At 36.7% G+C, this 21,622-nt stretch carries 17 protein-coding genes and 1 other RNA gene; 15 read left to right on the forward strand and 3 right to left on the reverse strand.

Annotated elements, in window-relative coordinates; translation table 11 throughout:
* The first annotated feature begins 91 nt into the window (after window positions 1–91).
* The 10 genes from ACFSFW_RS01670 (at window position 92) to ACFSFW_RS01715 (ending at window position 11,013) form a co-directional block, all read left to right on the forward strand.
* Window positions 92–2,374 (forward strand): DEAD/DEAH box helicase, encoded by a 2,283-nt coding sequence (locus tag ACFSFW_RS01670; RefSeq protein WP_304219060.1) that lies wholly within the window; start codon window positions 92–94, stop codon window positions 2,372–2,374.
* A gap of 14 nt (window positions 2,375–2,388) precedes the next feature.
* Window positions 2,389–3,651, forward strand: a complete 1,263-nt coding sequence (locus ACFSFW_RS01675) for a ribonuclease H-like domain-containing protein (protein ID WP_388034658.1) — start codon at window positions 2,389–2,391, stop codon at window positions 3,649–3,651.
* A 359-nt stretch (window positions 3,652–4,010) separates the two neighbouring features.
* Complete coding sequence (locus tag ACFSFW_RS01680; RefSeq protein WP_099362778.1) at window positions 4,011–4,247, forward strand: spore coat protein; 237 nt, start codon at window positions 4,011–4,013, stop codon at window positions 4,245–4,247.
* A gap of 121 nt (window positions 4,248–4,368) precedes the next feature.
* Window positions 4,369–4,929, forward strand: a complete 561-nt coding sequence (locus tag ACFSFW_RS01685) for an SLOG family protein (RefSeq protein WP_099362779.1) — start codon at window positions 4,369–4,371, stop codon at window positions 4,927–4,929.
* Between the two features lie 87 nt (window positions 4,930–5,016).
* Window positions 5,017–5,316: a cell division regulator GpsB gene (gpsB, locus tag ACFSFW_RS01690; protein WP_099351630.1), complete on the forward strand. Its 300-nt coding sequence runs from the start codon at window positions 5,017–5,019 to the stop codon at window positions 5,314–5,316.
* A gap of 101 nt (window positions 5,317–5,417) precedes the next feature.
* Window positions 5,418–5,813, forward strand: an RNA gene (gene rnpB, locus ACFSFW_RS01695) — RNase P RNA component class B.
* A 169-nt stretch (window positions 5,814–5,982) separates the two neighbouring features.
* Complete coding sequence (locus tag ACFSFW_RS01700) at window positions 5,983–7,125, forward strand: THUMP domain-containing class I SAM-dependent RNA methyltransferase (RefSeq protein WP_388034663.1); 1,143 nt, start codon at window positions 5,983–5,985, stop codon at window positions 7,123–7,125.
* Between the two features lie 95 nt (window positions 7,126–7,220).
* Window positions 7,221–7,406 (forward strand): DUF3921 family protein, encoded by a 186-nt coding sequence (locus ACFSFW_RS01705; RefSeq protein WP_388034666.1) that lies wholly within the window; start codon window positions 7,221–7,223, stop codon window positions 7,404–7,406.
* Window positions 7,407–7,555: 149 nt separating this feature from the next.
* Complete coding sequence (locus tag ACFSFW_RS01710; RefSeq protein WP_388034668.1) at window positions 7,556–9,481, forward strand: ATP-dependent DNA helicase; 1,926 nt, start codon at window positions 7,556–7,558, stop codon at window positions 9,479–9,481.
* A gap of 14 nt (window positions 9,482–9,495) precedes the next feature.
* Window positions 9,496–11,013, forward strand: coding sequence for a carboxypeptidase M32 (locus ACFSFW_RS01715; RefSeq protein WP_388034670.1), 1,518 nt, complete (start codon window positions 9,496–9,498; stop codon window positions 11,011–11,013).
* Between the two features lie 44 nt (window positions 11,014–11,057).
* Here ACFSFW_RS01715 and ACFSFW_RS01720 read toward each other — a convergent pair whose 3' ends face one another.
* The 3 genes from ACFSFW_RS01720 to ACFSFW_RS01730 form a co-directional block, all read right to left on the reverse strand.
* Complete coding sequence (locus tag ACFSFW_RS01720; RefSeq protein ID WP_304219075.1) at window positions 11,058–12,710, reverse strand: b(o/a)3-type cytochrome-c oxidase subunit 1; 1,653 nt, start codon at window positions 12,708–12,710, stop codon at window positions 11,058–11,060.
* Complete coding sequence (locus ACFSFW_RS01725) at window positions 12,710–13,180, reverse strand: cytochrome c oxidase subunit II (RefSeq protein WP_099351624.1); 471 nt, start codon at window positions 13,178–13,180, stop codon at window positions 12,710–12,712. The genes ACFSFW_RS01720 and ACFSFW_RS01725 overlap by 1 nt, the downstream gene beginning before the upstream one ends.
* 109 nt (window positions 13,181–13,289) lie before the next feature.
* Window positions 13,290–13,445 carry a cytochrome c oxidase subunit 2A gene (locus ACFSFW_RS01730; protein WP_099351623.1) on the reverse strand — a complete coding sequence of 52 codons (156 nt, stop codon included), beginning with the start codon at window positions 13,443–13,445 and terminating at the stop codon, window positions 13,290–13,292.
* A 559-nt stretch (window positions 13,446–14,004) separates the two neighbouring features.
* Here ACFSFW_RS01730 and ACFSFW_RS01735 point away from each other — a divergent pair.
* The 5 genes from ACFSFW_RS01735 (at window position 14,005) to ACFSFW_RS01755 (ending at window position 21,442) form a co-directional block, all read left to right on the forward strand.
* Window positions 14,005–15,084, forward strand: a complete 1,080-nt coding sequence (locus ACFSFW_RS01735; RefSeq protein ID WP_388034674.1) for a PRK06851 family protein — start codon at window positions 14,005–14,007, stop codon at window positions 15,082–15,084.
* 225 nt (window positions 15,085–15,309) lie between these two features.
* Window positions 15,310–16,404, forward strand: a complete 1,095-nt coding sequence (locus ACFSFW_RS01740) for a type III polyketide synthase (protein WP_388034677.1) — start codon at window positions 15,310–15,312, stop codon at window positions 16,402–16,404.
* A 1-nt stretch (window position 16,405) separates the two neighbouring features.
* Complete coding sequence (locus ACFSFW_RS01745) at window positions 16,406–16,978, forward strand: isoprenylcysteine carboxyl methyltransferase family protein (RefSeq protein ID WP_388034680.1); 573 nt, start codon at window positions 16,406–16,408, stop codon at window positions 16,976–16,978.
* Window positions 16,979–17,302: 324 nt separating this feature from the next.
* Window positions 17,303–20,983, forward strand: a complete 3,681-nt coding sequence (locus tag ACFSFW_RS01750; protein ID WP_388034683.1) for a dynamin family protein — start codon at window positions 17,303–17,305, stop codon at window positions 20,981–20,983.
* 201 nt (window positions 20,984–21,184) lie between these two features.
* Entirely contained in the window at window positions 21,185–21,442 is a 258-nt protein-coding gene (locus ACFSFW_RS01755) for a YpbS family protein (protein WP_388034686.1), read from the forward strand.
* Window positions 21,443–21,622: the final 180 nt, after the last annotated feature.

A 21,622-nucleotide genomic window follows, 5' to 3' on the forward strand; every position in this document is an offset into this window, starting at 1 on the left:
TTTTGTATGCTTAAATATACCAGTAGGAATAACTTCAAAAACGAACGTTTATTCTGTACAATAGGAGATAGGAATCCTGAGGTGATTGATTATGAAGTTTCGAAAAAATATCCATGAAATAATCGATATAATAAAAGAAAACCCGCAATACGCGAAAAATATTGTACACTGGCATACCATTGAGGCTACATCTGCTAAAACAATGGACATGCCGAAATCCATAGATAATAGATTACGAGAAGCATTGGACAAAAGAGGCATACATCAGCTATATACCCATCAACATTCCGCCTTCGAAACAACACGAAGAGGTGAAAATTTTGTCGCTGTAACTCCAACAGCATCAGGAAAAACACTTTGCTATAATCTTCCCGTATTACAAACGATCATTGAAAACGATCAGGCACGTGCACTTTATTTATTTCCTACTAAAGCTTTAGCACAGGATCAAAAAAGCGAATTAAATGAAATCATTGAGGAAATGGGAGTTGCAATTAACAGTTATACATATGATGGTGACACACCGGCAAACATCCGCCAAAAGGTAAGAAAAGCCGGTCATATTGTCATCACAAATCCGGATATGCTGCATTCTGCGATTCTCCCACATCACACAAAATGGGTTTCATTGTTTGAAAACCTGAAATATGTCGTTATTGATGAACTACATACATACCGGGGAGTTTTCGGAAGCCATGTTGCAAATGTAATCAGACGGTTAAAGAGAATCTGTGAATTTTACGGCAGCAATCCAATCTTTATGTGTACTTCAGCGACTATTGCCAATCCAAAAGAACTCGCCGAAGATTTAACTGGTACCCAGATGGAGTTAATAGAAAACAATGGTGCCCCAACTGGAAGAAAGCATTTTGTTTTTTACAACCCACCAATTGTCAATAAGCCACTCAATATCCGGAGAAGTGCGACACTTGAGGTACGAAAATTAGCCAGTGAATTTTTACAAAATAAAATTCAAACCATCGTTTTTGCACGAAGTAGGGTAAGGGTAGAAATCATCCTAACGTATTTACAGGAACTCGTTAAACATAAGCTTGGACCGAAATCAATCCGTGGCTATCGTGGTGGCTATTTACCGAAGCAACGGCGTGAAATTGAACAAGGTCTACGTAATGGAGATATTTATGGAGTTATCAGTACAAATGCGCTCGAATTAGGTGTGGATATTGGACAGCTTCAAGTTTGTATTATGACAGGCTACCCTGGAACAATCGCAAGTGCGTGGCAACAAGCAGGTCGTGCTGGTCGTCGACAAGGGGAAGCAGTGATATTTATGGTGGCTAGCTCCAATCCACTGGACCAATACATGATTCAAAACCCAGAATACTTTTTTAGTAGAAATCCTGAAACAGCCCGAATTAATCCTAATAACCTTGTTATTTTAATTGATCATATTAAGTGCGCTGCTTATGAATTGCCGTTTAAAGCAGGCGATACATTCGGTGAACTTGATCTGGAAGATATCCTAGAATTTTTAACCGAAGAAAGAGTTCTTCATCAGAATGGTGAGAAATGGTATTGGATGAACGATTCGTTTCCTGCCCACAATATTAGCCTTCGTTCTGCTTCTCAAGAGAATGTTGTCATTATTGATCAAACGGATATTGCTGCTGTCAAGGTCATTGGTGAAATGGACCGGTTTAGTGCAATGACATTACTTCATGATGAAGCGATTTATTTACATCAAGGTATTCAATATCAAGTTGAAAAGCTGGATTGGGAAGAAAAGAAAGCATTTGTAAGAGAAGTAGATGTTGATTATTTTACAGATGCCAACCTAGCGGTAAGTCTTCGCGTTCTTGAGGTTGATAAGGAACGCTCAGAGGAATCTGTAGAAATCGGCTATGGGGATGTTTCTGTCCAGGCTATGGCGACGATTTTTAAGAAAATAAAATTTGAAACGCATGAAAATATCGGTTCTGGACCGATTCATTTACCCGAAGAGGAACTGCATACGTCTTCAGCATGGATTAGCTTGAAAAAATCAGAGCTTGAGGGGATAAGTGATCAAAGGATCGAAGAAGGATTAGTTGGTGTCGCCAATGTCTTAAGACATGTTGCCCCATTAATGACCATGTGTGACCCATCAGACTTACATGTTGTTCCTCAGGTGAAAGCTGTTCACAATGAGCAGCCGACAATCTTTTTATATGACAGATATCCAGGCGGAATAGGCTTGAGTGAAAAAGTTTATGAGGTTATGGAAAACCTCCTCAATGAATCTGAAGAATTAATTGGTAGATGTTCATGTGAATCAGGCTGTCCTTCTTGTATTGGTACGGATGTGCTAAATGAACGAGCAAAAGGTGATGCACTTACGTTAATTACAAAGTTGAAACAACCTTCAAAATATTAAAAGGGGACACCGTTATGTCGATTAGAGGGAAATTAAATCGATTAAAAAATCATATTGTGAATGAAGAAGAGGTAAAGCAAAAGCCATTAGAGCAGTCTGTTCATTTGGAGGAAATTCCTTATTTAGATAAGTGGAAAGAGTTTGGAGCGGAACCTTTTTATTTTGATGGTACCTATTGTATGGTTCGTAAAGTAGAGTATCCACTGGATTTTCAGCATGGCTTGTATTCTTTTTCTAAATTAAATGATGTAATTAAGCTGTGGAATAATTCTGTATTGAACCATCCTCTGTCTGCAAAAGGACATCAAGTTTCTGATTTGTTTTTCTTTGACACTGAAACAACGGGATTAGGCGGGGGGACTGGCAACACTATCTTTTTATTAGGACACGCAAGAGTTCAAGAAGATCGCGTTGTTCTCACGCAACATTTTTTACCTAACCCCGGCAGCGAGGTTGCCCTTTACCAAAGTTTTCTTTCAAGTGTTGACTACACGACCCTTGTGACTTATAACGGAAAGTCATTCGATTGGCCACAAGTGAAAACAAGGCATACATTAATTCGAGATGAGTTACCTAAACTTCCAGAATTTAGGCATTTCGATTTATACCATGCCGCAAGAAGATTATGGAAGAACAAACTCGATTCTGTAAGACTTTCAAATGTTGAAAAAGAAATTCTTGAAATCCAGCGTGATGGGGACGTACCAGGTTATTTAGCACCGATTCTTTATTTTGATTATGTCGAAAATCAGGTGCCAGATGGGATTTTTGGTGTGATGCGCCATAATGAAATCGATATTCTATCGCTCCTAACCCTTTATATTCACTTATCAGGTGCAGTTATTCTTGACGAAAAGAATAAATATACGACTGATAAATACGAAATTGCGAGATGGTTAGAGGCACTTGGGGAAACCTCAAAGGCTCAGGAACTATATGAGCAGGTTGTTGCTGTGGACTCAGACAAAGAAATGAAGGCAAAGCTTGCATTAGCGTTTTTATCTAAGAAGGATAAAAAGCATGAGGAAGCAATAAAGCTATTTGGTGAGGTACATGAAAATGGGGCAGACCATGATGCTGTTCTAGCAAGTGTGGAGTTGGCGAAATATTATGAACATTACACAAAGGATTATAATATCGCATTGGATATTGCAAAGAGTGGATATGTGAAATGGAAAGAAATCAAGGATCCAGGCAATAAGACAAAAAATGAAAAGATTGAAAGTGAGTTTCAAAAGCGACTTGCAAGAATAACCAGGAAACTTCAAAAAAGTTAGAAAATATTACCCAGGCAAGCGCATAATTAGTGGTTTTTCGCGCTTTGTTTGTCGATTTTATGAAGATTTGCAAACTTCCTTCATTTGTCATTGTAGAACTTTGTAATACCATGTAAAATAGTGTTTTGTGTAAAGGAAATATTATTTTAGATGGAGAGAGAAATGTATGTATAAGAAAATTTTATTTCTGTACTTTTTTGTACTTTTAATAACTGTAATTGTATTAACTGGAATAAAAGAAGGCTCCTATGCCTTTTTCTAAACTTTTACAATAAAATAGGTGTTTTGATTAGTACATGACTACCCATTCCTTCATAGGCTATTAATGTAAGACAGATGAAGGAAAGGAGATAAATAAAATGTATTGTCCAACAAACGTAATGCAACCTATTGTTCACCCAACTAAATGTTGTGTCCAACATCATTGCTGTAAAACAATTGTTCCACATATTCATCCTTCACATACGCAACATGTAAATCATCATATGTATCAACATATGCATTATTACCCACACACAGAATCTGTTGCGAATGAGGTAACGAATCAACACTTTAATTGTGGACCAAGACCACCAAGACCATTTATGGGAAGATAATTCAATAATAAAACGTAATCTAAAAATGTAACGTATAATAAGACGATCTAACAGGAACTGTCATGGTTCCTGTTTTACATACTTTAAGGAGAAATTTTATTCGATGTAAAGGAGTGTTGACATGGTAAAGGTTGTTGCAATTACAGGCTATAAACCATTTGAACTTGGAATTTTTGGACAGGATCATCCGGGAATCAAATATATTAAACTAGCCCTTAAGAAGCAACTGATCTCTTTAATTGAAGACGGATTAGAATGGGTCATTATAAGCGGACAACTTGGTGTTGAGCTTTGGGCAGCAGAAATTACATTCGAACTTCAAGAGGAATATCCTGAACTAAGGCTTGCTGTCATTACTCCATTTCTAGAACAAGAAGAAAAATGGAATGAAACAAACAAAGAATTCTATCAGCTTATTTTGTCGCAAGCCGACTATGTAAACAGCATCACAAATCGAAAATATGATAATCCATCACAATTCCGCTTGAAGAATGCTTTTTTCCTTGATAAAAGTGATGCGTTATTAATTTTCTATGACGAGGAAAAGGATGGAAGTCCTCGTTATATCTATGCAGATGCAAAAAAGAAAGCTGAAAATGAAGACTATCAGCTTATTACAATAAATGCGTATGACCTTCAGGCAATCGTTGAAGAAGAACAATTCGCGAATAATGATTACTAATGGTTTCACCATTTAAATTGACAATACACGAATTATTTGAAAAAATAGGTGTAGGAATAATGGGGAAAGTGTATCGAGGTGAATGATATGATATCAGATAAAATAAAACTAAGTGCCACACAAATACTTGAAAAAGAATTTAAAACAGGCATGAAAGGCTATAAACAAGAAGAAGTTGATAAATTTTTAGATGTAATTATTAAGGACTATGAAATGTTTTACCAAGAAATTGAGGAACTTCAACAAGAGAATCTCCGCTTAAAACGTCAGTTAGAGGATTCTTATAAGAAACAGCCACAAGCACAAACAGGAACAACTAATTTTGATATTTTAAAACGGTTATCTAACCTTGAAAAACATGTTTTTGGTAGTAAGTTATACGACTGATGAAAGTTTTCTGACCAGATAAACGAGGAAAAATTTACTAGTGCGTAATTACTTGCAATCTTAATGTTTTTCCACTATACTATTTTTTACACACATTAATAACGTTCGGGTAATCGCTGCAGGGTAACCTGCAGAGGAAAGTCCATGCTCGCACGGACTGAGATGTCCGTAGTGTTCGTGCCTAGCGAAAAAATAAGCTAGGGTAGCTAAAGTGTTGAACTTTGCTAACGGCAGGGAAAAAACCTAAGTCCATTAGGATATGGTTTGACTACCTTTAAAGTGCCACAGTGACGAAGTCCTGTAAGAAATTACAGGAGTGGAACGAGGTAAACCCCACGAGCGAGAAACCCAAATTATGGTAGGGGCACTTTCTCTTTTGGAAATGAACGAGGAGAAGGACAGGCGTCCTAACGTCTGTAGATAGATGATTACCACCGGAGTACGAGGCATTCGTTTTGCCGACTGAAGTACGAAGGAACAAAACATGGCTTACAGAACGTTATTAATTAAACGACCAATATGAATAAAGAAGCAAAGCTCTTCATAATTGAAGAGCTTTTTGTATGCTTACGTTTTTTTGAGGATATTTAATAGCATTTCTTGCTTTACTCTGTGAGTTTCTTTATTCTTTTACTATACATAATGTACATAGTTAGGGTGAACGTAATGGGAAAAGTAACACTTATTGCTACGGCGGCAATGGGAATTGAATCAATTGTTGCCAATGAAGTGCGGGATTTAGGCTATGAATGTACCGTTGAAAACGGCAAAATTACATTCGTCGCAGATGAACAAGCCATATGTCGAAGTAATTTATGGCTTAGAACAGCAGACCGTATTAAGCTAAAGGTTGGAGAATTTAAAGCCACAACCTTTGATGAATTATTTGAAAAGACAAAAGCCCTTAATTGGGGGGACATTATTCCAGAAAATGCAGAGTTTCCTGTTATAGGAAAATCAGTAAAGTCAAAACTCTTTAGTGTCTCTGATTGCCAAAGCATTGTTAAAAAAGCAGTTGTTGACAGTCTTAAAAAGCATTATCGCAAAACATCTGGCTGGTTTGAGGAAACTGGACCATTATTTCGGATTGAAGTCGCTTTACTGAAAGATGTTGCGACTTTAACAATCGATTGTAGTGGAGTCGGACTCCATAAACGCGGTTACCGAGCTGGACAAGGGGAAGCGCCATTAAAAGAAACGCTCGCAGCGACATTAGTCAAGCTAACAAATTGGACACCAGATAAGCCTTTTGTTGATCCATTTTGCGGCTCAGGAACGATTCCGATTGAGGCTGCCTTAATCGGCCAAAACATTGCCCCTGGTTTTAACCGAGATTTTGTATCTGAGAAGTGGGATTGGATTGGAAAAAAGAAATGGGATGAAGCACGACAAGAGGTTGAGGACTTAGCAAAATATGATCAGCCTCTGGATATTAGTGGATTTGATATCGACCATCGAATGATTCAGATTGCTAAGGATAACTCAGATGAGGCTGGTTTCGGAGATATCATCAACTTTAAACAAATGCAGGTTAAGGATTTTACAACAACTAAAGAATACGGTGTGATTGTCGGTAATCCACCATATGGAGAAAGACTTGGTGAAAAGAAAGCTGTTGAAGAAATGTATCGCAGTATGGGAGAAGTACTTCGCACTTATGATACATGGTCAGTCTATATGTTAACGTCGCATCCAGAGTTTGAGCAATTATATGGTAAGCCTGCTACCAAAAAACGTAAATTGTTTAACGGGTTTATACGCACAGATTATTATCAGTATTGGGGTAAAAGACCACCAAGAAATCAATAAAAATTTTCGTTTTTTTCTAGTAATTCATGAATAGTTCTATTCTGAAGGACATATACTCTATTGGTGTCTACAAAATTACCAGGAGTGAATGAAAGATGAATTATATAGACTTTAAGAAAATTCAAGATGCGCTGAATGATACATATCGGGCACTTCAGAATGAAGTCGGTGAAGAGATGGATCCACTTAAATCCATTGCCAAAGCAAAAAACGACCTTCTTCATGCCATGTCTCATTCAACTTCCATTGACGTTGATTATTTACGATATAAGAATGAATAAAGAACTAAAATAAACTCGCTACGGCGGGTTTTTATTTTGTTAATTTTGCTAGTTCTAGACGTCATGTACTATTTAAAATATTGACTTCCCACATTTACTAGTAGATAATTAAAAATTGGCGCGTACCTTGGTATTGGGGGTTTTTACATATGATTGGAGAAGGGTTACCCTTTCAAATTTCCAGAAATGAAAATTTCTTTGATAAATTAAATGAGTGGATTGGCGATGTTTTTTATGACATCCTTCCTGAAAAAGGTTTTGAGCTCCGTGATGAGCAAATTTTTATGGCATTTCAACTAGAGAGGGCGTTTAAGGATAAATCTATTGTGTTTGCAGAAGCCGGTGTAGGCACTGGAAAAACAATTGTTTATCTGTTATACGCTATTTGTTATGCCCGATATACGAGAAAGCCAGCGATTATCTCATGTGCAGATGAGTCCTTAATTGAACAGCTTGTTAAGCCTGAAGGGGATATTGCGAAAATAGCTGACGCATTAGATTTGAATATTGATGTTCGACTTGCAAAGGCACAGGATCAGTATCTATGCATTCGAAAATTAGATCATGCTACTCGTAGGACAACCAATGAAAAAATTGCAAGAATTTATAACGAACTACCGGATTTTGTTCATAATCATACTACCATGCAAGCATTCCATCATTATGGAGACAGAAAAACATACCCTGATCTTGCAGATGAAGAATGGAAAAGTGTTGCATGGGATAGTTTTCAGGACTGCTTTTCTTGCGAGTTAAGACACCGATGTGGGCTTACACTTTCTAGAGAACATTACCGAAAGGCCGTTGATTTAATCGTCTGCTCACATGACTTTTATATGGAGCATGTGTGGACAATGGAAGCACGGAAAAGAGAAGGACAGCTTCCGTTTTTACCGGATAGCAGCTGTGTGGTTTTTGATGAGGGCCACTTACTTGAATACTCTGCACAAAAAGCATTAACTTATCGTATCCAAGAATCAACTTTGGAATCACTGTTAACAAGGTTGTTAGGAAATGATATTCGTGAAGAATTTGCACAATTAATTGAGGATACAATCGATCAAAATGAGCAGTTTTACAGAAGTCTCCAGAAAAATAGTCAAGCAGTTGAGGGCTCTGAGCGAATGGATATTGAGCGGACAGTACAACTAGTTGCCACCGCTAAGAAACTGCATCAAATGATTGTTGAGATAGGCAATAACCTTGTTTTTGAGGCAGAAACTTATACAATTGACCAATACGAATTACATATTGTAGATGAATACTTGGACCAATTGGAATATTCATTAAAGCTTTTTGGTGAAGAAAATGATGCGATTACGTGGGTTGAAGCAGACAGTGAGAGTTACACGCTTGTCATAATGCCCCAAGCAGTTGAAACCATCTTAGCAGAGAACGTATTTTCGAAACAAGTTCCATTTATCTTTTCTTCTGCAACATTATCTGAAAATAAATCCTTTGACTATATTGCTAACAGTCTGGGAATCAATAACTATCAATCATTTTCGGTAGAATCACCATTTGACTACGACACTCAGATGAAGATCCAAATACCTATGTTCAATACTGACGAGGATGTTTTCCAATCGAAACTGGATTTTGCATGGAATGAAATCGAAAAATCAGCGGGTAGGGCTTTGCTCTTATTTAATTCAAAGGAAGAGCTCCAGAGATTTAAAGAGAGCTGTAAGAATGAAAAATATGAGTTTCTTTTTGAAGGAGATCAAGAAATCAGTGGGTTGGTTTCTAGGTTCCAAAATAGTGAACAAAGTATCCTTTGCTCAGTTTCCTTATGGGAAGGTCTCGATATTCCAGGTCCTTCGTTATCCAATGTCATCATTTGGTCATTACCATTTCCACCAAATGATCCGGTTTTTCAGGCAAAACGAAAAGGAACAGAACATTCCTTTGAGCAAGTTGATTTACCATATATGCTTCTAAGATTAAGACAAGGAATTGGTCGACTCATTCGGTCAAGTGAAGATACAGGTACGGTTAGTATTTTTGTTGATGACAAAGTTTCTAACGAGGTTTTAAATAAAGTAAAAAATGTACTGCCAACAGAAACAAATTAATGGGGGGACTAATGATGTCAGAGCAACTAACAAAAACTGAACGAGCGTTTTTTGAATTAGTAAAGAAAATGACAAGCTACAATGAAGCAATTGGAGTTATGTATTGGGACTTGCGAACTGGAGCTCCTAAAAAAGGAGTAGAACAGCGCTCAGAAGTTATTGGAATGCTGTCTTCTGAAGTATTTGCGATATCTACTTCCGTCCAAATGGAAACCTATTTAAAAGAATTAACGAGTCCTGAAGCTCAACAACAACTTAGTGAAATCACAAAAAAAGTAGTTGAGGAATGTCAAAAGGATTTTGAACGTAACAAAAAAATTCCTGCAGATGAATTTCGTGAGTTTGTGATTCTTCAATCAAAAGCTGAATCTGTATGGGAGGATGCAAAAGAAAAATCTGATTTTGAATTGTTCCGCCCCTATTTGGAAAAGCTTGTCGATTTCACGAAGAAATTTATAAACTATTGGGGCTATGAAGGGAACAAGTATAACACATTACTAGATATGTACGAGCCAGGTGTTACGGTTGAGGTAGTTGATCAAGTGTTTGCTCAATTACGTAATAAAATCGTACCACTTGTAAAAGCAGTAACAGAATCACAAAACAAACCAGAAACTTCATTTTTATTTAATGAATTTCCTAAGGAAAAACAGCGTGCATTAAGTTTAGAGATTCTAAGAAAAATGGGGTATGACTTTGAAGCAGGACGTCTTGATGAAACTGTTCACCCATTTGCTACTGGCTTAAATCCAGGGGACGTACGTGTTACAACAAATTATGTTGAAAATGACTTTAGAACTGCGGTTTTTGGAACGATCCATGAAGGTGGACATGCTCTCTATGAGCAAAACATTTCTGCAGATTTAGTTGGAACGAACCTTGCACAAGGAACTTCAATGGGGATACATGAATCACAATCACTTTTTTATGAAAATATACTCGGGCGCAGCCTGTCATTTTGGAAAAATAATTTTGAGCTATTAAAAGAATATGCAAGTGGTCAATTTGATGGGGTATCAATAGAAGACTATTATCGAGCAATAAATGAATCAAAGCCATCATTCATTCGAATCGAAGCAGATGAATTAACATATCCATTGCATATCATGGTGCGTTATGAAATTGAAAAAGGTTTGTTTAATGATGAGATTGAAGTAAAAGACCTACCTGAAATATGGAATGCTAAGTATGAAGAGTATCTAGGTATTCGTCCTGAAAATGATGCAAAAGGAGTCCTACAGGATGTCCATTGGGCAGGCGGTAGCTTTGGATATTTCCCTTCCTACGCGCTTGGATATATGTATGCGGCTCAATTCAAGAATGCAATGGTAAAGGATATTCCTAACTTTGACGAGTTGCTTGAAGAGGGGAACTTACTCCCAATAAAAGAATGGCTAACTGAACATATCCATAAGCATGGAAAAATGAAAAAGCCTTTAGAAATCATCAAAGATGTAACAGGTGAGGGGTTAAATGCTAACTATTTAATCCAATATTTAGAAACTAAATATAGTGCTATTTATAAGTTATAAAAAAGAAAGCTACGCAATCCAGACATTGCGTAGCTTTTATGATTCTATAGTAAATGTTTAAATGGTTTTGCCCCTGGTGGTGCGTTTTGAATCATATCGACAAACGGAATTGTATAAGCAATTAAGATTAATACTGCTAGTACACCGACCCAAAGCTTCCAGTTTTCTAGAATCATAGGTGTTTTTTCTGCTTCCTCAGAAACTTCACCTACAGGGAACTCTGTTTCACCTTTTGGAGCAAAGAAGGCAAGATTAACAAAAATGACTAGAACTAAGATGATCCCAATAAATAGAATAGAGCCGCCAATCGCTTGAGCAATTTGATAAGGTATCCAATCCATTGCTTGTGCTGAATCTCCGTATGTGGAGAAAGCAGAACGTCTTGGTGCTCCTAATAAGCCAGCAAAGTGCATGGAAGTTGACATAAACGTCATACCAATTGTCCATACGATTGTTTGAATAATGGCAAGTTTGTTCATCGCTTTTGTCATGACCCGACCAGTTAAATGCGGGATTAACCAGTAGGCGATACCAAAGAATGTTAGTAAAACAGTTGTTGCTACGGTTAAGTGAAAGTGTCCGGTTACCCAAATTGTATTATGAATAACTTGGTTCATTTGGTGACTTGCATTGATAATTCCGCCCGCACCTGCTGGAATAAAGAATAACATACCAATGAATGGTGCGAAGAAACGAGCATCTCCCCATGGAAGCTTTTTAAACCAGCCGAACAGGCCTGTCGCTCCCTTTGATCTTCCGTATGACTCGAAAGACGCAAACAATGAGAATGCCGTCATTAAAGATGGAATTACAACCATAAATGTCAAAACAACTTGTAAATATTTCCAGTTTGGATCAATACCTGGTTCTGTTAACTGATGGTGGAATCCTACTGGAATTGAGAATAACAAGAACAAAATAAATGATAATCTTGCAAGGGCATCTGAGAAGATCTTTGCTCCGATTACCTTTGGAATCACAACATACCATGCCATGTATGCAGGTAATAACCAGAAATACACAAGTGGGTGACCAAAATACCAGAATAAGGTTCGACTGATGAGAACATCAATTGTTTCAACCCAACCAAAAGACCATGGAATAAATTGAATAAGAACAGATGCAGCTACACCCAGTGTTGCAACTAACCATAAAATCATTGTCATTACAGCCATAAAACTTAATAATGGTGTTACTTGACCAGGGTTTGCTTTCTTCCACTTGCCAAAATGAGTGAACATTGCAAAGCCACTGATCCAGCTACCAACCACAACTAGTGCTAACCCAATATAAAAGAACGGGTGTGCTTGTAGAGGTGCGTAAAACGTGTATAGAACAGATGCTTCACCTAAAAGAATTGTAGTTGCTGTAGAAGCAGTTCCAATTGTCATTGTCCAGAAACCAATCCAACCCGTTAAACGAATTTTCGGTGAAAGGGTTCCTGCTGTTTTACTTAAACTTGCAAATAAAAATCCTATGATAAAAAATGTAGTAAGTACAAGTCCCAATAATACTCCGTGAACGGTTAATAGTTGATAGTAACCGATTCCAGCTGGTAATGTAAATTTCCCTGAACGAACTAGAGTTTGGAGTAAACCTGCAGTTCCTCCAAGAAGTAAAGCAGCGAAGGCAACATAAAAGTGTGCCATTGCTAATTTCCCATCGTTTCTGTCTACTTTAAAATTTGAATTTGTCATTATTCGGTCACCTCAACTTTTGCCATCATTAAGTGGTGTCCAGCTCCACAATATTCATTACATAATACTAAAAATTCGCCTGTTTTAGAAAATGTTTGAGTATAAGTGCTAACATATCCAGGTTCAACCATCATATTGACGTTCGTACCGGCAATCGAAAATCCGTGAACAACGTCTTTTGTTGCTACGTTAATTGTTACCTCAGCGTCCTTTGGAATTTGGATCGTACTTGGTGTATACGCAAAGGCTTCTGCAACAAGGTTTAATTCATATTTGTTACCCTCAATATGAACAAGTCCAGGATTATCAAATGGTGCTGTTTCAGCAACCTTTTCTGGATCTATTGTTTTAATACTACTTGCTGGCTGATGACCCATCGCAAATGCGCCAACACCAACAACTGCTAGAAATACGAAAAGTATTCCGATACCAAAAGTGAGCCATATTTTTTCAAATTTATGCAGATGCATGGCTTTTTCCCCTTTCAAATTTTCACATTCTTTTTCTGTTTGTTTTCTCATAAAATATTATAAGCCATTTTTTATGAGTTCCCCTTGTTTTCTTAAGTAGAGAGTACTTTTACAATCTGTCTAAGAACAAGAAATAGACACCAAGCCAAGATAAAATTAAGAAAAGTCCAAGTAAAAATACAGATGCTAATGTTCCTTTTAAGGAAGTTCTTTCATCTTCAATTTTTGTCTTTTGGTTTGTTTTTGTAAGCTGTGTCTTCGCCATTCCTCACGACCCCCTTCAAGCGTAAATTCAAAGGTTTTTACATAATCATCATACAAAACAATTTGATAAAAACTAGTCGGTTTTGACTATTTCACAAATTGTTCATTCCTAATCTAATCACTATATTAATAGTGAAAACTTAATAAAACAGTGATTTTTATCACATTTGGAAAAGAAAACATTTGACTAATTTGTGACATACGTTATAACAGCAATTCAAACTTCAACATAAGATAATAAAAAAGGGAGTGGTGTGTAAATGATTAGGTATTATTGTTCTAGATGTCATACGCTCTTGTTAAATAATAAAGAAAGATGTTTTAAATGTGGGAATGGTACAATTAGTCAAATTGATATTAATGTACAAAAGAACGATCAAAAGTCCTCTTAATCACTATTTTTTATAGTGATCTTTTTGTGAATATGAAAGTAAAAGGTTTATTAAAATAGAAAAAATAAAATGTTACAGTTCGAAAACAATATTATTTTTATTCACACACAACCTATACCTGCCATACTCTAATGTAGGCGAATGTCTACAAGGAGGTATGTAGTTTATATGGCAAAAGTAAAAAATTATTATGCAGGTACAAATTCAAGTGTAGGTTTTTACTCGTTTTATGATGAGGCATTAAAAGGGCTAGAAACTCTCTATATTTTAAAAGGGGGACCTGGAACAGGGAAGTCCACCTTCATGAGGAAAATCGGTCTTGTGTTTATGGAGAAAGGCTTCGATCTCGAATACTTACACTGTTCTTCAGATAATCACTCTATAGATGGAATCATTATTCCTGAACGAAAATTAGGATTTGTAGACGGAACAGCACCACATGTGATCGAGCCTAAATACCCTGGAGTCATTGAAAAGGTGATTGATCTCGGTCAATACCGCAATGATCAATACTTAGCTCAATTTAAGGATGAAATCATCGAACTAACAGATGATATTTCAAAGAACTTTGAAGATGCTTATAAAACCTTTGCGGAAGCTAAGAAGGTACATCTAAAGCGCGAGGATATTTATGTTTCATCCATGAGCTTTAAAAAGGCAGATGCTGTCCTTCAAAACTTGATCGATGCAATATTTAATAAACCATTTACAGCCGAGGAACATCCAACAAAAAGAAGGCGTTTCTTTGGAGCGGCTACACCGAAGGGTGCAGTTAATTTCATTGATAATCTTACAGAAGATTATGAGAAGCGCTATATTATAAAGGGTAGACCAGGGAGTGGAAAGTCGACGTTGATGAAGAAGGTCGCCAAGCATGCTGAACAACAGGGATTATCAGTTGAATATTTCCATTGTGCCTTTGACCCGAAAAGCATAGATATGATCATCATTCCAAAGTTGGGTGTCTCGATTGTAGATGGAACGGCACCACATGTTGTCGACCCATTCCGTGAGGGTGATGAAATCGTAGATATGTTTGCTTTATGCATGGACGCCAAAATTGAAAACACGTTTAAAAAAGAAATTGAAGAGCTTAACCTAGAATACAAGAATAAAATGGCGATTGGTACGAACTATTTAAGCGAAGCAAAAAGACTTCATGACAAACTTGAAGATTACTATAAGGCTGCTATGGACTTTAATGCAATCGACAAAAAGCGAGAAGAAATCGTAAAGACATTACTATAGAAAGAAAAGAATTTTCTCTCCTATGAATCCAAAATTTAACTAGTGAATGTTTGAAAAGTTTGAGTTATACTATAAATGCACAACAACAAAACAACTCCTTTGAAACGTGAGCTTTCCCGTGTTGGGAAGGCTTTTTTTTGTGCCCTTTTTTAATTGTTTGCATACTAATTTTAAAACTGGAAAAAGTAACCTTAAGAGATTGCCTTTAAAGTGAGGGGGGCTCCCATGCCTAAAATCATTTCAGTTGGTATTTGTAATCCACCACATAAGATTAATCAATCCAAAACAACTGAATTTATCAAGGACTTATTCCAAGAACATTTTCCAGACATTGACCGTCTCATCCGAGTATTCGCTAATAGTGAAATCGAGGAACGCTATTTCAGCGAATCATTAGAGTGGTATAGCAAAGACCATAGCTTTGAAGAAAAAAATAATACATATATTGAAAAAGCAATTTCATTTGGAGTGAAATCCATTCAGAACTGCTTACATAATACCAACCTGCTTAAAAAAAAGATCACGCCGAAAGAAATTGATGCCATCATTTTTATATCGAGTTCTGGAATTTCTACGCCAAGTATTGAAGCAAGGATCATGAATCAAATGGATTTCGGAACACATACAAAGCGGATACCAATCTGGGGACTTGGTTGTGCGGGAGGGGCATCTGGATTGGCGAGGGCATTTGATTACTGTAAAGCATACCCTGATGCAAAGGTGCTTGTAGTTGCAGTTGAGCTTTGTAGCTTAACATTTCAAAAAAATGATTTTACTAAAAGCAATTTAATAGGCACTTCGTTATTTGCGGATGGAACAGCCTGTGCGTGTATTGTGGGAGATGAAGTAGAGTATCAGGAATGGTCAGTATCGGATGTTTTACCCGAATTTATTTCAGCGCAATCGACCTTAATGGCAGATTCAGAGGATGTCATGGGCTGGGATATAAGAAATACAGGTCTCCACGTCATCTTTTCAAAGGATATCCCAAGTATCGTGAAATCGTGGTTAAAAGGAAATGTAGATGAATATTTACATGCAAATCAGCTGGATATGAACAAAATAAAGCATTTTATCGCACATCCAGGTGGAAAAAAGGTATTGGACGCATATGAGGTAGCGCTTGAAATACCACGCTCGATGACAGAAATCGCTAGAGACGTTTTACGAAAGCAGGGGAATATGTCATCTGTAACGGTGCTTTATGTACTGAAGGAATTTATGGAAAAGCAGCTAAGTAATGAGGGCGACTATGGACTTGTTACAGCCTTAGGACCTGGGTTTAGTTCAGAGTTAGTCCTTTTACAATGGAGGAAATAGGATGATATTTTGGATATTTATTACGTTGGTAATCGCCCAAAGATTAATTGAAATGCGAATTGCAAAAAGAAATGAAAAGTGGATTCTGACTCAAGGTGGCTACGAGGTAGGGCATGGGCATTACAAATACATTGTACTCATGCATATCCTGTTTTTTGTGTCGCTCATGGTTGAAGTTGTCTATTTTAGCAAAGAGTTATCAATATTTTATCCTGTTCTTTTTTTCTTATTTGCGTTAACACAGTTAGGGAGATTGTGGGCACTTCAATCATTGGGGATGTTTTGGAATACGAAAATTATGATCCTCCCGACAAAACAAGTGCAGGCAAAAGGTCCATATAAATATCTAAAGCACCCTAATTACCTTGTTGTAGCGTTAGAGTTAATCCTAATCCCGGTGTTATTCCAGGCGTATATAACGGCTATTATTTTCACATTATTGAACCTGATGGTAATGGCTGTTCGGATTCCAATCGAAGAACGAGCTTTAGCAGTTCATGTTGAATATCAGAATGTCGGCTTGGTCCGCAATCGATTCATTCCAAATAGAATGAAAACGTTAAAAAAAGATTGAAAAGGGCGAAAACTGCTGATACACTATTTATAGATGAAAATAATTATCACTATCATTTGAAAGCTGGTGATTAGATTGCTAACTTTATTTATAACTCTAACAATTGGAATATACAGCTTTATCATGTATCACGTCCTACATAACGTTCTAAACTCAAAACAAAACCAGAAAAAACATCATAATGCCATCCATGTAACCAGGTAAATACCTGGTTTTTTTTATGAAAAAATGGATTCCTAATATTCTGCTTTGTCAAAAGCATAGGTGTAGAGTAAAATACATATATATTGAATTTTTATGCAATGTACAATAAGGGGATTAGACATGATACAAACAGATCAAATTAAACACATCACAAAGGGAGATTTAGAAAAAAGACTTTCTTATCTGTATGACATTTTTGAAAAAAACAATGATAAAGAAAGCAGTTCCAAAACTATTCAGTTGCTAAAAAAGCTATATAACTCTGAATATATGATTGGTTTTTCTGGACACTTTTCAGCTGGAAAGTCGAGCATGATTAATGAACTCATAGGGGAGAGTCTTCTACCATCAAGCCCGATTCCAACAAGTGCAAATTTAGTAAAAGTAAAGTCAGGACGAGAATACGCACGTGTCTATTACCGTGACGGAAAAATCATTGAATACCCAGCACCCTATGATTATGATGTAATCAAATCATATGCTAAAGACGGGGAAGCAATTGAGTCCATTGAAATTAGTCATGATCATATGAAACTCCCTGAGCAAGTAATTGTGATGGATACGCCAGGGATTGATTCTACTGATGACGCCCATCGTGTATCAACTGAATCTGCTCTCCATTTAGCAGATTTGCTGTTTTATGTGATGGACTACAACCATGTCCTTTCAGAGCTGAATTTCCAATTTACAAAGGAACTTACGGATCGAAACAAGACGGTTTATTTAATCGTAAACCAAGTTGATAAACATAAAGAATCAGAGCTAAGTTTTGCTTCCTTTAAACAAGGTGTCGAAGAAGCGTTTCAGAATTGGAATGTAGCTTATTCAGATATTTTTTTCACGACATTAAAGGAACCCGATCACGAGCATAATCAGTTTAAGCAGGTTCAGCAGCTGCTCCATGATAAAATTGCGAACAAGGAACAGCTTTTATTAGAAGGTGTATTCCATTCTGCAAAACAAATTATTTTAGAGCATATTGCATTTTTAGACGATAAAAATGCTGTAGAGCTCGAAGATACAAAAGAAAAGCTCAGGTCATTATCAGAAGCGGAGCGGGAGACAATTCCCACTCAAATTGAAAAATTGAACAATCAATTAACTAGCTTTGCAAAAAACAGGGAAAAAATCGAAGTAGAATTTATGGATGAAATTGACACGATTTTATCAAATGCAATTCTGATGCCGTTCCAAACACGTGATTTAGCGAAAAATTTTGTTGAATGTATGCAGCCTGATTTTAAGGTTGGATTGTTATTCTCCAAAAATAAAACAGAAAAAGAACGTGAAGATCGAAAGCAAGCTTTCCTAGCAGATGTGAAAGAAAGAATGTCCACTCAATTGGAATGGCATTTAAAGGACTTTGTCGGGAAATTTGCAGGGAACTTACGTCTGTCGAAACAACCGACTGGAAACGAGCTTGCAACGGAATTGAGTGCTAATGAGTTACAAGATTTAGTTAAGCCTGGTGCGGGTGTTACTGGGGAATACATTTTAACTTATACAGATGATGTAGGAAATTATATTAAGAGAAAATATAAACAAAAAGCAGTAGCGTTATTAAATGACATTCTTGAGCAGGTTAAGTCAAGTACTGTAAAAGAAGAGCAAGGGATAAAAGCGGAATTAGACAAATATGAGGTTTATCAAGAAGCGTTTGCCAGTTTGAAGAAATTTGAATTGAAACGAACTGAAATTCGTTCGAAGCTTGACGACATCATGAATGGAAATTCTGAAATAAATCGTGTGGAATCTTCTGAAGACCTACTATCAAGATTTGCTGAAAATGTTGAAATATCTTCCACTGAAGAAATACTGCAGGATTTGAAGAATCAAAAGATATCCACTCAAAAATCTGATGAAAAACCAACACAACAGCAAAAAGAAAACAAAGGATCATCTGAGCAAGCGATCGATCGATTAGAAAAAGCGCATGAATTAATTAAGCCGATTACAGGTCTTTCTACGCTTTCTAAAGATATACAGGAAAAAGCTTATCGCTTAAAACATAAACATTTTACGGTTGCATTATTTGGAGCGTTTAGTGCAGGGAAATCTTCCTTTGCTAATGCATTAATGGGGAAACATGCACTACCAGTTTCACCAAATCCAACAACAGCAACAATAAATAAAATTACATTTCCAACGGATGAACATCAACATGGAACAGTACTGGTAAAAATAAAATCAACCAATCAATTAGTAGACGATATCAACCATTCATTACACATATTTGGCGAAAAAGCGGGAAGTCTTGATGCCAGTATAGAAATCATAAAATCGAAAATTAGCAATATCGAAAAAATCGAAGCGAAAGAAAAGCCTCATTTTTCATTCTTAAAAGCAGTGTTGGCAGGGTTTGAGAGCATCGCTTCAGATTTAGATCACGTTTTAACAACTGATATGGATGGTTTTAATGAGTATGTCGCGAAGGAAGAAAAGGCATGTTTTGTAGAATGGATTGAGCTTTATTATGATTGTCCATTAACAAAGCAAGGGATTACATTGGTAGATACGCCAGGAGCAGATTCAATCAATGCTCGCCATACAGGGGTTGCCTTTGAATATATTAAAAATGCCGATGCCATTCTATTTGTAACGTATTATAATCATGCTTTCTCAAAAGCAGACCGTGAGTTTTTAATTCAACTTGGCCGTGTTAAAGACACCTTCAGTATGGATAAGATGTTCTTCATCATTAATGCGGCAGATTTGGCAAACTCAACTGAAGAGTTATCAGATGTAAAAGATTATGTCGAGTCACAGCTTATAAGCTATGGAATTCGTTTTCCACGACTCTATCCCGTATCAAGTCGTGCTGCCTTACTTGAGAAGCTTAACGAAGACAGTCAGAAAGATCGTGGAATCCTTGCAACTTCTGGTATAGAATGTTTTGAAGCTGATTTTCATTCATTTGTTATTGATGAGTTGACAGAAGTAGCAGTTAATGAAGGATACGTTGATATTCAGCGTGCTGCGTCAATCATTGACTCGTATATTCAATCTGCAAAGGAAGATAAGGATATTAAGCGTGCTAAACTTCAAGATGCTAAAGACCAGCATGAGAAGATGAAGTCTGTTATTGAAACTGTTGATCAACAGGAAGCGTTTGGAGTGGTTGAGCAAGAAATCAAGGAGCTTAGTTACTACATTAAGCAAAGGGTTTTCCTACGTATATCAGATATGTTTAAGGAAGCATTCAACCCATCATCACTGAGAGATGATGGCCGAGATTTGAAAAAAGCGTTACAATCATGTTTAGCTGAATTTTTAGAGTCAGTCGGCTTTGATTTAGCCCAGGAATTGCGCGCCACTTCATTGCGGATCGAAACATTTATTTCAAAGCGACTACATGGACAAATCGGAACTTTTAATGAGCAAATTAAGTCGATCAATTCAAATATGAGTATATCAGAGTCCTTTGAACTAGATTTTGAAGCGATTGAATTTAAGAATGGGCTTGAGCAGGAAGAGCACACACGTTACAAAAAGGCACTAGCTCTGTTCAAAAATCCTAAATCATTTTTCGAGAAAAATGAGAAAAAACAAATGCAGGATGAAATAGAAGTATTGCTAGATGCTCCAGTTAGCTCATACCTTGAAGAAAACCAAGCATACCTTGTTAATTTCTACAAACAGGAATTTAATAAAGGGCTACAAGTACTTCAAAAAGATGCATTGCAAGAAATCCATGAGTATTTCGATGGTGTAACCAAAATTCTATCTGAGGATATCGATATCGACAACCTAGAACAGGTACACGAAAAGCTAAGCGGATACTATATGGAGCATATGGGGTGAATTGATTTTGGCTTACTCGAAATCAAAGTATCATGCATGTGCCACTTGTGTTCATTTCGTAGCAGAACGAAAAGGTGGCAAGATGATTTACAGTTGTGCACGTTTAGGCTATGATACAAAGCCAGCTTACAAATTCAATTGTTGGACGCCTAAACCCCATATTGTTAAACTAATGAAGACTGAAACAACGGAGGAGAAATAATGACAAACGTCCATGAAGCAATCACAAAACATTCAAAATCACAGCACGAAATTGTAAAAACATTCGTGGGACTTGAGCAACAGAGGGAACTTTTTATTGATGAGGCAGTTTCTTTAGCCAAACAAAACAAAGAATTCACCGTTGATAAAATTAATAAAGTGACAAACGAAATGAACAAACTAGCAAAAAAAGGAATTGTTCCTTTGAGAAAGCTTGTAACAGTTGAAATGGTGAATGAGTACGCATTCCGCAAATAAATAATACATGCATGTTGGGTTAATACTAACTACAATCTCTCGTAAAGGAGACATGCATGTGAAAAAAGAAAAACAATCTGTTTCGAAAAAGGAGAAAAAGCAAGAAGGAAAAAGGACTACCCCTTATCATTTTGCTTCCTATGCAGAAATTGAAGCAGAAAAAATGAAGAGTAAATAAAT

Origin of the sequence: Ferdinandcohnia salidurans (genome assembly GCF_042680725.1) — a bacterium.
GTDB lineage: Bacteria > Bacillota > Bacilli > Bacillales > Bacillaceae_L > Ferdinandcohnia > Ferdinandcohnia salidurans.